Source organism: Runella sp. (assembly GCF_027484545.1).
In the GTDB taxonomy this organism is placed as follows: Bacteria; Bacteroidota; Bacteroidia; order Cytophagales; family Spirosomataceae; genus Runella.
On the sequence record NZ_JAIXST010000211.1, the window covers coordinates 1 to 14,168 of the forward strand.

9 protein-coding genes are annotated in these 14,168 nt (G+C 42.1%); 8 read left to right on the top strand and 1 reads right to left on the bottom strand.

Annotated elements, in window-relative coordinates:
* Nucleotides 1-761, bottom strand: a 761-nt coding sequence (locus tag Q0081_RS19530; protein ID WP_298357204.1) for a TSUP family transporter, incomplete at its 3' end; no start/stop codon positions are given.
* 257 nt (nt 762-1,018) lie between these two features.
* On the opposite strand from Q0081_RS19530, the gene Q0081_RS19535 reads away from it, so the two are divergent.
* From Q0081_RS19535 to dinD, 8 genes are all read left to right on the top strand, one after another.
* Entirely contained in the window at nt 1,019-3,523 is a 2,505-nt protein-coding gene (locus Q0081_RS19535; RefSeq protein ID WP_298357207.1) for an exo-alpha-sialidase, read from the top strand.
* Between the two features lie 41 nt (nt 3,524-3,564).
* Nucleotides 3,565-5,142 (top strand): L-serine ammonia-lyase, iron-sulfur-dependent, subunit alpha, encoded by a 1,578-nt coding sequence (locus tag Q0081_RS19540; RefSeq protein WP_298357210.1) that lies wholly within the window; start codon nt 3,565-3,567, stop codon nt 5,140-5,142.
* 244 nt (nt 5,143-5,386) lie between these two features.
* Entirely contained in the window at nt 5,387-7,393 is a 2,007-nt protein-coding gene (locus Q0081_RS19545; protein WP_298357213.1) for an NPCBM/NEW2 domain-containing protein, read from the top strand.
* A 25-nt stretch (nt 7,394-7,418) separates the two neighbouring features.
* The gene (locus Q0081_RS19550) at nt 7,419-8,960 is read left to right on the top strand and encodes a hypothetical protein (protein ID WP_298357216.1); all 1,542 of its coding nucleotides are present in this window, start codon (nt 7,419-7,421) and stop codon (nt 8,958-8,960) included.
* Between the two features lie 7 nt (nt 8,961-8,967).
* Entirely contained in the window at nt 8,968-9,798 is an 831-nt protein-coding gene (locus Q0081_RS19555) for a ceramidase domain-containing protein (protein ID WP_298357221.1), read from the top strand.
* A gap of 450 nt (nt 9,799-10,248) precedes the next feature.
* Nucleotides 10,249-10,437 carry a helix-turn-helix transcriptional regulator gene (locus Q0081_RS19560; RefSeq protein ID WP_298357223.1) on the top strand — a complete coding sequence of 63 codons (189 nt, stop codon included), beginning with the start codon at nt 10,249-10,251 and terminating at the stop codon, nt 10,435-10,437.
* Complete coding sequence (locus Q0081_RS19565; protein WP_298357226.1) at nt 10,437-13,439, top strand: type I restriction endonuclease subunit R; 3,003 nt, start codon at nt 10,437-10,439, stop codon at nt 13,437-13,439. The genes Q0081_RS19560 and Q0081_RS19565 overlap by 1 nt, the downstream gene beginning before the upstream one ends.
* Nucleotides 13,440-13,458: 19 nt before the next feature.
* Nucleotides 13,459-14,168 (top strand): DNA damage-inducible protein D (dinD, locus tag Q0081_RS19570; RefSeq protein ID WP_298357229.1); only part of this gene is annotated, 710 nt, incomplete at its 3' end.

Sequence of the window (14,168 nt, forward strand, 5' to 3'; positions counted from 1 at the left end):
ACAATCAAGGCGGCAATCAAAACGGCTATAATTCCAGGAATAGCCATCGCAATAGCGGCTTTTCGATTATAAGCCCCTTCTTTAATAAACCTTACAGAAGCGGGTGGCATTAGAAATGCACAAGAGCCCATCATGATCGGAAAGGCCACTTGTGGCGACAAACCTAAAGCAAAGACCATTGCCATACATGGGGCATAAAGACCGATACCCGCGGTCATTAAAGCCCCCAAAAGAAAGTTTACTACCACCGCAATAATGAGTTTGATACCGCTCAGACCAATGGCTGTACCACCACCTTGAATCCATTGCATTTTACCTGCAAACATAAATCCAGCTGTAATCAGCAGCGCAATGCCCATCGTCAGCCGTATTTTCTTCTCAGACATTTTTGAGACAATACCCGCACCCAATATCGCACCAGCAGCAGCAGATAGCAACATCAGAATCAGAGTGATGGGTTCTACTTCAATAACCGTAATGAAAATAAGGGCTTGAATTAAGACAGGAATCGTGTTGGCCACATTGAGGGTGCCGGGCAAAACACGGTCTTCTGTTTGTTTGGTAAATTTCAATAAAGCCGTTTGAGGTGCAAATGCGCCAATGCCTAAGACATCAAAAAAATTGACTACAAAACCGATGAGGCCTGTTTTTAACCAACTGACATTCTCAAGATTGTTTTTATGCTTTAAAAAATCTTGGATTAAGATGGTGCTATACCAAATCGTCAATACGGCTAATGAAAGCCAAATGAATTGTATCATGTTATTTTTAAATTTAGGTTTTTTGTAAAATATATCCCTCAGTAATTTCAGCAGTTTAATGCCTTATCAAAGAAGAAAATTCTTGTTTTATACCAGAAATAGTGTCCATTCCCTTTGTCAAAGTTTTCAACAAAGTAAAAACAATAAGTATGATTCGGTTTTTTACAACATGCTTCATTAGCTTGTACCTTATTACAAGCCTTTTTGCTCAACAAACACCGTCCTCCTTAGAAGCCTCATTTCGTACTTACCAAGAAATGAAAAAAGAGACGCCCTATAAACTCAACTGGGTATCATTGGGGCCAACCTTAAACTCAGCCCGCGCTGATGTGGTGCAAGTAGATGCCACGCATCCAGGTACGATGTATGTTGGTTTCGGCTCAGGAGGCTTATGGAAGACGGTGAATAATGGCATCAATTGGCAGTGTATTTTTGAAGAACAGGCGTCTTTAGGCATAGGCGATATGGAATTAGCCCCGTCAAATCCGAATATTATTTATCTTGGAACAGGTGAAAATCTTAAAAAACCACGCAATTTTACCTTGACAGGCACAGGTATGTATCGCTCAAATGATGCGGGTAAAACATGGCAGCACATCGGGCTTGAAGATTCTTGGGCAATCGCTGAAATTGCGATACATCCTAAAAATCCTGATATCGTGATGGTAGCGGTATTGGGTCATTTGTGGTCAAAAAACAACAATAGAGGACTTTATCAAACCATCAATGGCGGTAAGACATGGCAGAAAGTAGTGTATATTGATGACAAAACGGGGGCAAATGATGTAGTAATAGCTCCATCAAACCCTAATATCATGTATGCTTCTACTTGGGAGGTTTATCCGAGTATCACAGGAAAAAACAGTGGCATTCATAGGAGTACCGATGGTGGAAAAACTTGGATAGCTTGCACCAAAGGCTTACCCTCTGGGGCATTAGTGGGGCGCATTGGGTTGGCGGTGTCGCATACAAACTCCTTAAAAGCCTATGCTTTTGTTGATAATCTGAACAATCCAAAGGGCGAAGCCGCGGAATTGTACAAAACAACCGACGGCGGTCTAACTTGGGCAAAAACCCATAACACGCCCTTTTACGTTTTCTCGGTCATTGGCTGGTATTTTACCGATGTGTATGTCAATCCTCAAAATGATGAAGAAGTTTATTGTTTGGGTGTTCGTTTGGCGCATAGTACAGACGGGGGCAAAACGTTTTCGTTTATCGGTGGCAATGTGACCCGTTCCACGCCAAGTTTGGCAAAAGGTTTTCACTTAGACCAATGCGAATTATGGATAAATCCCAACAATCCCAATCATCTTGCAGCAGGCAATGACGGTGGTTTTTATGTGAGTTATGACAAGGGTTTGTCGTGGTTTCACTACAATAATATCCCCGTAGGTGAATTTTACGACATTACAATTGACAAAAAAAACTATGTGATTTATGGCGGGACGCAGGACGATGCAACGGTTTATGGGCAGCCCAAAGAATTAAAACCCAATTTTCCCGACACTTGGAAATACCTTTGGATTGACCCTTGGGATGGTGGTGATGGTTGCGTCTCGGCAGTTGACCCCGAAGATGATAATACGGTGTATTACAGTGCCCAACATGGATATGCCATTCGATACGACAAAAAAATGGACAGCACTCATGTTATTCAACCCGAATTGCCCAAAAACAGTAAAGACACGCTTACTTTCAATTACATAACACCTTATTTTATCTCGCCACATCAGAGTAAAACCCTGTATCATGGTGGTAATTTTATCTTTAAAAGCACCAATAGAGGCGATAATTGGCAAACAATCAGTCCCAATTTAGCTGTTTCATCAAGTGCTGAAAAGAAATCCTTTTCAACAGGCGCACTCGTAGAATCTAAAATCGAAAAGGGATTGCTCTACGCAGGTACAGACAAAGGCGCATTTTGGGTAACTAAAAATGATGGCGCAAAATGGGAAGAAAACAGTAAAGGACTTGCCAATAATTATATTCGCAGCATTTGCCCTTCTCATTTTGCCAAAGCAAGGGTTTATGTAGCGATGACAGGCATCAATTATGACGACCTTCAAAGTTATCTTTACGTATCAGAAGATTATGGCAAAAACTGGACAAGCATCGCCTCAGGCTTGCCAAATGAGCCCGTCAATGTGATTTTAGAAGACCCGACTGAGGAAAATATCTTATACGCAGGTGGCTTGCGAGGCGTTTATATCTCTAAAAACAAGGGCAAAACATGGGCATATTTGGGCAATAATATGCCAAGTGCTGCCGTCGCCGACCTTGAAATCCATGAAGGCACAATGGATTTAGTGGTTGCAACGCATGGCAGAGGGATTTATAAAATCAATCTACGACCCATTCATGCGATGACCTCTAAAAATTTAGCTTTGGACAAAGACCATTTGTTTGATATTTCCGAAAGTCAACGCCCGTGGTTTAGTTCACATAGCGATGAGCCTATTTACCAAACACTTGAAAAAACGAGTATTCCATTTTGGTTGAGTAATGCCAAACCCATCACTTTTTCACTGAAAGACAAAGACAATAAAGTCGTATGGATAACGACCATACAAGGCCAAAAAGGGTTTAATGAATACCGTTGGGATTTGGTGGTGAAAAGAGAAAAGAGTAATCTACCCTACTTTGTACATTATGACAGATTTTTGGAAGCAGGGACGTATAAAATGGTGCTAACGGATGGAAAAACAGAACTTGAACAGCCTTTTATTTTAAATAATGGAATTTCACCGCATAAAAAATAATCATTTCTCAACAAGCTATTCAACCATAACAACCAAATAAAATGAGCACCTTTCCAAGTATTTTCAATGATGTCATTGGTCCGGTCATGCGCGGCCCATCAAGTTCGCATTGTGCGGCATCTTTGCGCATAGCCCGCCTATGCCGCGACTTGATGGACGAAAACATCAAAGACATTTTGATTGAATTTGACCCCAACGGCTCATTGGCAACCACGCACAAAAGCCAAGGCTCAGACATGGGCTTGTTTGGCGGGTTTTTAGGTTGGGAAGCCTACGATGAGCGCTTGCCGGAATCTGAAAGATACCTCGCTGCTGCGGGAATCAATGTGGAAATCAAAATCTGTGATATCAAGGCCGACCATCCCAATACCTATAAAATTAGACTCGAAAACGATAAAGAAACCCGAAACCTAACGGCTATCTCTACAGGTGGTGGTATGATTGAAGTCATTGAAATTGATGGTATTAGAGTGGCTATGGCCGGCGATTATTTTGAAACCCTTGTTTATTGTACCGAATCAGATGAAATTATCTCTTTTCTGAAAGCCTCCATTCCTTACGATTCAATAGCGTTTCACCAAGGGAAAATCAGTTTTGTGGAAATCAAATCCCAAGCCCCCATTGACGAGATTATTTGTGATGAGTTGAAGGCAATGAATAGCGTTTTGTTTATAAAATGCTTGAAGCCTGTACTGCCCGTAATGGCCAGAAATAACCTGCAAGTGCCTTTTATTACTTGCCATGAAATGCTTGCCTACAATGAAGGAAAAAATAAATCATTATGGGAACTGGCCGTTGATTATGAAGCTGCTCGCGGAAATATTTCTGCCGACGAAGTGTTTGAAAAGATGCGTAAAATCATTCACATCATGGGGAATGCCATTGATTTAGGTCTGAAAGGTACGCATTATGAAGACAGAATATTGGGGAGTCAGTCGCTGCAATTCCAACAAAAACTGGCCGCGAAACAATTGGTCGGTGGCGATGCCAACAACAGAATAATTATGTACGTATCGGCCATGATGGAAGTGAAAAGTTCCATGGGGGTCATCGTGGCCGCACCCACTGCGGGCTCGTGCGGGGCGTTGCCTGGAGCATTGTTTGGAACAGCCCATGCGATGGATTTGCCCGAGGACGAAATCGTAAAAGCCATGCTCTCAGCTGGTTTGATTGGGGTATTTATAGCGGCTCATGCCACTTTTGCGGCAGAAGTAGGTGGTTGTATGGCCGAAACAGGCTCGGGTGGAGGCATGGCCGCCGCAGCCATTGTAGGCATGAAAGGTGGTACATTGAAACAATCTATTGCCGCGGCATCTTTGGCTTTGCAAAACTCATTGGGTATCATCTGTGACCCCATCGGAAACAGAGTAGAAGCCCCTTGCTTAGGTAGAAACGTAATGGCAGCTACCAACGCCGTTTCCTGCGCCAACATGGCCTTGGCAGATTATGAGCAACTTATTCCTTTAGACGAAGTAATCGAAACCATGAAAGCCGTAGGGGATCAAATTCACCATACGCTGCGTTGTACCAACCTCGGTGGGCTATCTATCACCAAGGCAGCAAAAAAAATCGAAGCCATGCTCGAAGAGCAGCCCGGTAAATTCTTTAAGAGTTGTTGAAAATATCGTTTTCAAGCATAAAAATAGATCTTATGGCATCAAAATTAAATTTGTACCGGCAATGAAGAATATCCCCTATCTAAACAAAAATACACCTACCAAACCCTGTCACCCTACCAAAAGCACTTGTTTGAGGATTTTATCAACGAGGAAATTCCAATCGGAAAGAAAATTACGGAGGTGCTAACGAACCATACGAGCCTGAGAACCAATAATAAGTAGACGTAAACCCTATCCCTCCAAAATGCCTAAATTCTTTACTGTACTCTTTCTCTGCGTAGCCTTTAGCGCTTACTCCCAAAAGACCCATACCGTTTGGTTGGATGATTTGGTGATTCAGACCTATTCCGAAGGTATTCGTCCGGTACAGGCAAAAAAAAATTACTCAAACGATACATTACGTATCAACGGAACAAAGTATGCCAGAGGTCTTGGGGCTCAATCGCCTTGTGTATTGGCGTTTGACTTGGATAAAAAGGCCACCCGTTTTTCGGCGTTGATTGCCGCCGACGATTTAGGCAATAAAGACATTCCGCTCACTTTTTACGTCATGGGCGACGGGAAGGTGCTGTTTGAAAGCAAAGCCATGAGGATTGGTGATGCACCTGTTCTGATTGATGTTGACCTGACGGGCATCAAACAATTGGGGCTTTTGGTAACGGATAAAGTGGGTGGCATTAACAACAAAAGAACGTACTGCAATTGGGTAAATGCCCAAGTGGAAATGTTGGACGGCAGTAAGCCTGAACACGTACAGCATTTGGGGGAAAAGTACAATTTAACCCCACCCACTTCCAAAAAACCAAGAATCAACTCGCCCAAGCTCTTTGGGGCAACGCCGAATAATCCCTTCCTCTATACCATTGCCGCAACGGGACAAAAGCCCATTCTCTTTTCGGCACAAAACCTGCCGAAAGGGCTTTTCTTGGATGAAAAAACGGGAATCATCACAGGAAAAGTCAGCGAAAAAGGGACGTACATAGCCACCCTTAATGCCAAAAATGCTCTGGGCGCAGCCACAAAAAAATTGACCATTAAAATCGGTGATATCATTGCCCTCACGCCCCCGATTGGTTGGAATGGTTGGAATTCGTGGGAAGCGCACATTGACCGGGAAAAAGTGATTGCCTCGGCAGATGCGATGGTAAAAATGGGCTTGCGTGATCACGGTTGGAGCTATATCAACATCGACGATGCCTGGCAAGGCGTGCGGGGCGGGCCGCTTACAGCATTGCAACCCAATGAGAAGTTTCCAAAATTCAAAGAAATGGTGGACTATATCCACTCGCTGGGACTGAAAGCGGGCTTGTATTCCACGCCTTATATTTCCAGTTATGGTGGCTACGCCGGCGCTTCTTCTGATTTTGAAAAAGGCGGAGAAAACCATGAATCCATCAAAGAGAACCGACGGGCGTTTAACCGCATTGCCAAGTACCGTTTTGAAACCAACGATGCCAAACAAATGGCCGAATGGGGAATTGATTTCCTGAAATATGACTGGCGTATTGACGTCAATTCGACCGAGCGGATGTCCACGGCATTGAAGCAATCGGGGCGCGATATTGTGTTCAGTTTGTCCAACAATGCCCCTTTTGAAAAAGTGACCGATTGGGCGCGTTTGTCCAATATGTACCGTACCGGTCCCGACATTAAAGACAGTTGGACAAGCCTTTTTCTGACGTCTTTTTCGCTGGATAAATGGGCTCCCTATTCAGGCCCGGGTCATTGGGCTGACCCGGATATGATGATTGTGGGCAAAGTGTCCATTGGACCCGTCATGCACGATACTCGCCTGACGCCCGACGAACAATACAGCCACGTCAGTATGTTTAGTCTGCTGGCCGCTCCCATGCTGATTGGCTGTCCCATTGAGCAATTGGATGATTTTACCCTGAACCTACTCACTAATGACGAGGTCATTGAAATCAATCAGGACCCTCTGGGCAAACCCGCACGACTGATAGCCGATGAAAACGGCTTGCAAATTTGGGTAAAATCTCTGGAAGACGGGTCGTTTGCGGTAGGCTTATTCAATACAGGCGACTTTGGAAAAACACCCCAATCCTATTTTCATTGGGGAACCGAAACCCCCAAATCGTTCACCTTCGATTTTGCCAAAGCGGGCCTGAAAGGTAACTACAAACTGCGCGATGTATGGCGGCAGAAAGAGTTGGGTACGTTTAATGGGACGTTCAAAACGGAGATTAGGCATCATGGAGTGGTGATGTTGAAGATGGTTTCAGTTAAATAATATCAATCCAATAGCGGTCAACATTATGAAAAAAGCAATTCTGTTCATTGCAAGTTATTTACTAAGTCTCACTTTCATTTTCGGACAGGAGAGTGCGCTGTATACCCAAAAATATACCTACGCCACTCTATCACCTTACCAAAAACAGGTATTCGAGGACTTTATCAACGATGAAATTCCGTCGGGAAAGAGAATCGGGGAGGTGTTGACCAATAAGACCAGTTTGCGGAGCAAGACCCGATTGGCCGAGGCGTTGCTGTTTCGTAATAAAGCAGGCGATAAAGAAAATGCGGTTGAAATTCTGACGTGGATTTTAAAAAATCAACATCGGGACGAAAACACGAGAATTTACGGTATCTGGAAAACAAATATTGATGATGACAAATTTGACCAGAATTGGCGAGAGTTTATCGGTTGTGACCTCATCATCATTCGTAAAAAATACAGCCACTTGTTGCCCAAAGAAATTCTGGAAGAAATGGAAGTGGGCTTGGTACACGCGGCTCGCGGTGCCTTAAAACGAAACGTCGGAGCTGATTATACCAACATTTCCATCATGAGTGCTTTTTTGATGAACTATGTCGGCACCGAATTCAATAGGGAAGAGTTGAAAACGGCCGGGTTAAAGAAGGCATACGATGTATTTAATCTGTATCAATCGCACAAAACATTCAGTGAATACAACTCACCAACCTACTACGGCGTCACGCTCGTGGCGATTGCCCTGTGGCGCGAGTTGGCGCTTTCGCCCGAGATAAAGCAAATGGGACAAACCCTCGAAGCAGCCTTTTGGCACGAGATTACGTCTGTTTATAACCCTAACCTCAAGAACATGGTGGGGCCGTATTTTAGAGGCTATGGCATGGATATGCAGAAATACTTTGCCATCACGGGCATCTGGATTGCCATTGCGGTGGACGATGCCAAATTATCGCCCATCCCACTCAAAAATGGCCCTAAATATGGCGAAATGAGCAACATCGCACCGATTTTCAGCTTAGGTCTGTCTATTCCAAAAGACGATTTAGCCAAGTTAAAGACGTTTTCTAAGCCTCAATTTGTGAGCCGTATAATTCCCAATACTTACAAAGGTGATAGCCTCAAACGGGTCACTGCCATGATGCAGAAAGATTGGATGATGGGTGGACTGTGGGGAAACCGCAGGGTATGGGGACAAATAAAAACGGGAACCATCCATTGGAAAACCGCCGACGGTGAGGTGGGGTGGTTGATGGTACCTGGCGATGGAAAAACCAATGTGCAAGTGAATCAAAAAACGATGAAAGTATTTTTGGCCGACTCCACTGCCCGAAATATCGCCTTTTATGTCTGTGCGCCCAATGCAGCAACAACTTCATTGACGGATGATTTGTGGGCATTACCCAACATGAATTTGGGAATAAATACGGCTCTCAAGCGAACAGTTACCGAAAACGTGGAATCGGCTGCTTTTCAAAAACAATGGGAAGTGTCAGAGCAAAATACTACGATTCTTAAAGTCGTGTATGAGGTTCCTGCGGCTTGGGATGTACAAAAGCCGCTGATTGAAATCACCCCTAAAAAATAAGTCGAGTATGAATAAAGCCCTATTTTTCAGACTACTTACCAATTCCGCCATCATCACTTTTGGGATGGTTTTGGTCTTTATGCTTTTAAATGCCACGCTGAGTGGACACGTTTGGGATGGCATGACGCTCAGTAAATCGGCCTTGACGGGGGAATATTGTGAGTTCAACAATGTGGAAAAGTTCTTTCATCAGTCCATGAATACCTACACCAACTTAGCCTATTTCTTTTTTGGGGTTTTGGTGTTGCAAATCGGCATTAACGACCTAAAAAACAAAGATTTAGCTAAAAAAAGCAAACTTGAGAATTTCCCAGCTTTGTCGGTATTGATGGGGATTTGCTTGATTTATCTCTGTTTCGGAAGTGCTTTCTTTCATGCTTCCCTTACATGGGTAGGCCAAAGAGTAGATATGAATGGTACGTATAGCATCCCCATTGTGCTGTTGGGCATTGCCGTTTATCACCTTTTTCCGAAAAAAAACTTTTCCGAAAACGTTAAAAAAGCTTGGATTGCTTTCTTAGTGCTGGTTATTATTGCTTTTATTCAGGTTCACTTGATGATTTCAAGTGGTAAACTCTTACCTGCGCTGATTTTGTTTCAAACGGTATTGGTGCTTATCATTTACTTTCAAAACCGAAAGGAAAAATCGTTTGTTTTGGCCATTTCAAGCCTTGTATTGATGGTCATTGCCGTCAAAATTCGGGCATTAGATGTCCAAAAAGTAGGTTGCGACCCCCATTCTCTTTATCAAGGACATTCAGTGTGGCATTTTCTGACCGCCCTCAGCAGTTTTTGTGGATACGCATTCTTTCGATTTTCAAAAAATTGGGGTAGTTAAAATCTTTATTTGGTACTAATTGAAATGAAGAGCCATCTTGTTACCTTGGATTTTTAAGAATCTTTATTTATGTTTGAATAGCTGCAATCGAGTGTTTTACTCAACCAGCAGCACCTGCGAATACATGAGATATATGCGAAACACCAAACGACTAAAAACGAGAAAAAAGTAAACCATTTTGACAATTGACCAACGATATTACAAATGGACAGCATCTTAACCGACACGCTGACCGACCTATGTTTTTTATTTTTTTTCCACCGCACATTTTTTAATAACAATTTCACCCACCGCACGGTCAAGCACATTTGGTTTTGCCCGACACACGAGCCAACGCTAAAAAACCAAAAGAGCTTGCCCTTCCGCATCCACAACAATACGGTGGACTTTTACACTATCAGACAGTGTAATTTTACTATCTTTGACCTGTTAAAAATTCATTAGGCACAAATGAACCGCATTAAGGAAGTTTTGAAAGAGAAAGGTATCTCACAAACTTGGCTTGCTAAGCAGTTGGACAAAAGTTACAACACGATTAACGAGTATGCTCGAAATGTGAGACAACCAAGCATTGAGGATTTGTACCGAATCGCAAAAATTCTGGACGTTAGGGCCAAAGATTTATTGAAAGAAGAATAATGAGCAAAGAGAACCAAATAGAAGAAAATCTAATCGAGCAGCTAAAAGGGCTAAAATACATTCATCGCCCTGATATAGTTGACAGGAAATCGCTTGAGCAAAATTTCAAGACAAAATTTGAAGCACTAAACCGAGTTCGCTTGTCTGACAACGAATTTTTAAGGCTTAGAGAGGAAATCATTGAACCTGATGTGTTCAAAGCTTCTAAACTTTTACGTGAAAGACAATACTTCCAACGTGAAGACGGAACGCCATTGCACTATACATTGGTAAATAACAAGGACTGGTGTAAAAACGACTATGAAGTAATCAGTCAGTTACGCATCAATACAGAAAACAGTCATCAGCGGTACGACATCATTTTGCTTATTAACGGTTTGCCTGTGGTGCAAATCGAATTGAAAAAAAATGACATTTCTCCACGAAAAGCGATGCAGCAAATAGTGGATTATAAAAATGAAGCTGGTAATGGTTATGGTAATTCTTTGCTTTGCTATATGCAGTTGTTTATTGTAAGCAACAAAACAAATACTTACTATTTTGCCAATAACCAAAATCAACATTTTGCTTTTAATGCAGACGAACAGTTTTTGCCGATTTATCAATTAGCAGACGAGAGCAACAAGAAAATAACCCACCTTGAATCATTCACGGAAAAATTCCTGACCAAATGCACCTTGGGCAGTATGATTAGCAAGTATATGGTTTTGGTAGAAAGTGAGCAGAGGTTGCTCATCATGCGACCGTACCAGATTTATGCAGTGAAAGCAATTATTGATTGCATCCAACAAAACCGTGGCAACGGCTACATTTGGCATACTACGGGAAGCGGCAAAACTTTGACTTCTTTCAAAGCATCCACTTTACTAAAAGACAATACCGATATAGAAAAATGTTTGTTTGTGGTTGACCGTAAAGACCTTGACAGACAAACCCGTGAAGAGTTCAATAAATTTCAGGAAGGAAGTGTGGAAGAAAATACCAATACCGAAACTTTGGTAAGGCGTTTACTTTCTACCGATTATGCAGATAAGGTAATTGTTACCACCATTCAAAAATTGGGATTGGCTTTGGATGGCACCAACAAAAAAAACTATAAAGAACGCTTAGAGCCACTTCGCAACAAGCGAATGGTATTCATCTTTGACGAGTGCCACCGTTCGCAGTTTAGTGATAATCACAAAGCCATCAAAGAGTTTTTTCCTTATGCACAACTATTTGGCTTCACTGGTACTCCCATATTTGATCAAAATGCGATTTACACAATTCGCGAAGGTGAAGAAGCTTCGTACAAAACAACAGACAGCATATTTGAAAAGGCATTACATAAATACACAATAACTCATGCCATAGACGATAGAAATGTATTGCGTTTTCACATTGATTATTTCAAAGGAAAAGGCACACAAAATCCAAAGCCTGGCGAAGCCATTGCCCAACAGGCAGTAGTTGAAGCTATTTTGGACAAACACGATGCTGCCACCAATTCAAGACGATTTAATGCAGTGTTGGCAACGGCTTCTATCAATAATGCCATCGAATACTATCATCTTTTCAAAGAGATTCAGAAAAAGAAACAAACTGAAAATCCTGATTATGTTCCATTAAACATTGCTTGTGTGTTTTCTCCACCCTCTCAACTCATTGCAAAAGATGGTGACCAGCAAAGCCAAAAAAATGCGGCTGATGTAAAACAGCTGCAAGAAGATTTAGTACAGGAAAGAGAAGACAACAAACAAAATCCTGATGAAAAGAAAAAAGCACTAACGAGTATTATTACTGACTACAATTTGCAGTATAAAACGAATCACACTTTTAACGAGTTCGATTTGTACTATCAAGATATTCAAAGACGCATCAAAGACCAGAAATACAGTAACAAAGACTACGCACACAAAAATAAAATTGACATTACCATAGTGGTAGATATGTTGCTTACAGGTTTTGACAGCAAATACCTTAACACCTTGTATGTAGATAAAAACCTAAAATACCACGGATTGATTCAAGCATTTTCAAGAACCAACCGTGTGCTGAATGATACCAAGCCTTACGGCAATATTTTAGATTTTCGTTCGCAACAAGATGCCGTAAACCAAGCCATTGCATTATTCTCTGGTGAAGATAGTGGTAAAGCCAAAGAGATTTGGTTGGTTGACCCTGCACCTGTGGTAATTGACAAATACAAACAAGCGGTGGAAGCGTTGGGTGTGTTTATGCAAGAACATACTTTGGTAAACGAGCCTCAGGAAGTGTACAATCTGAAAGGTGATGCCGCTCGAATTGCGTTTGTAAAAAACTTCAAGGAAGTACAAAGGTTGAAAACACAGCTTGACCAATACACCGACATAACAGAAGAACAAAAAACAAACATTGAAGCCATACTGCCAACGGAAACTTTACAAGAATTCCGAAGCTCGTATATTGAAACAGCTAAACAACTGCGAGAAATACAACAAAACGATGGTGATGCTGCGCCGCCCGAAATACAACAACTTGATTTTGAATTTGTATTGTTTGCCTCTGCCGTGATTGATTATGATTACATCATGAACTTGATTGCCGACAGTACGCAAAAGAAACCTGCCAAGCAAAAAATGACCAAAACACAGGTGATTAGCTTGCTGAGTTCTAATGCCAATATGATGGACGAGCAGGAAGATTTAACGGAGTACATCAATAGTTTGGACTGGAACAGCGGACAAGATGTAGAATCGCTTGGCAAAGGGTACGATACCTTTAAAGACGACAAATACAACAAAGAACTGGCCGACATAGCTCACAAACACAGCTTACCAACCGCCACCCTGAAAACCTTTGTAGAAGGCATTATGGGCCGAATGATTTTTGACGGTGAAAAACTGACCGACTTGCTGGAACCGCTGGAATTGGGCTGGAAACAGCGACGCATAAAAGAATTGGCACTGATGGAAGACTTAGTTCCCCAATTAAAAAAACTGGCCCAAGGTGCAGAAATCAGCGGTTTGGCAGCGTATGAATAAGCCTTACAATCGATTATTTATGAAATCCGAAGAAATAAAAGAACTTTTTACAAGATTTGAAACTGTGGCTTCCGAACTGGAAGGGGTGGAATGCTGGAGTGCCCGTGATTTACAAGATTTATTGGGCTATAGCAAATGGGAAAACTTTGAAAAAGTAATCCAAAAAGCAAAAGATGCCTGTAAAAACGCAGGCGAAGAAATAGGGTATCATTTTCCTGACATCAGGAAAACGATACCCATGCCCAAAGGTGCTGAAAAAGAGATAGATGACATTTTGCTCACCCGATATGCCTGCTATTTGATTGCTCAAAATGGCGACAGTAGAAAGCAAGAAATTGCTTTTGCTCAAAACTACTTTGCCGTGCAAACCCGTAGGTCCGAACTCGTAGAACAACGCTTATTGGAGTTTGAAAGAGTAAAAGCGAGAGAAAAACTGAGCCAAACTGAAAAACAACTTTCAGGAATACTTTACGAAAGAGGCGTAGATAGCCAAGGTTTTGCTATCATCAGAAGTAAAGGTGACCAAGCTCTTTTTCGGCTCAATACTCAAATGCTCAAACGAAAATTGGGCGTACCCGAAAGCCGACCCATCGCCGATTTTTTGCCTACGATAAGCATCAAAGCCAAAGACTTAGCCGCCGAAATGACAGGGTTGAATGTCCAAAGTAAAGACCTGAAAGGACAAACCAAAATTGAAGAAGAACATATTGACAACAACCTTGCAGTACG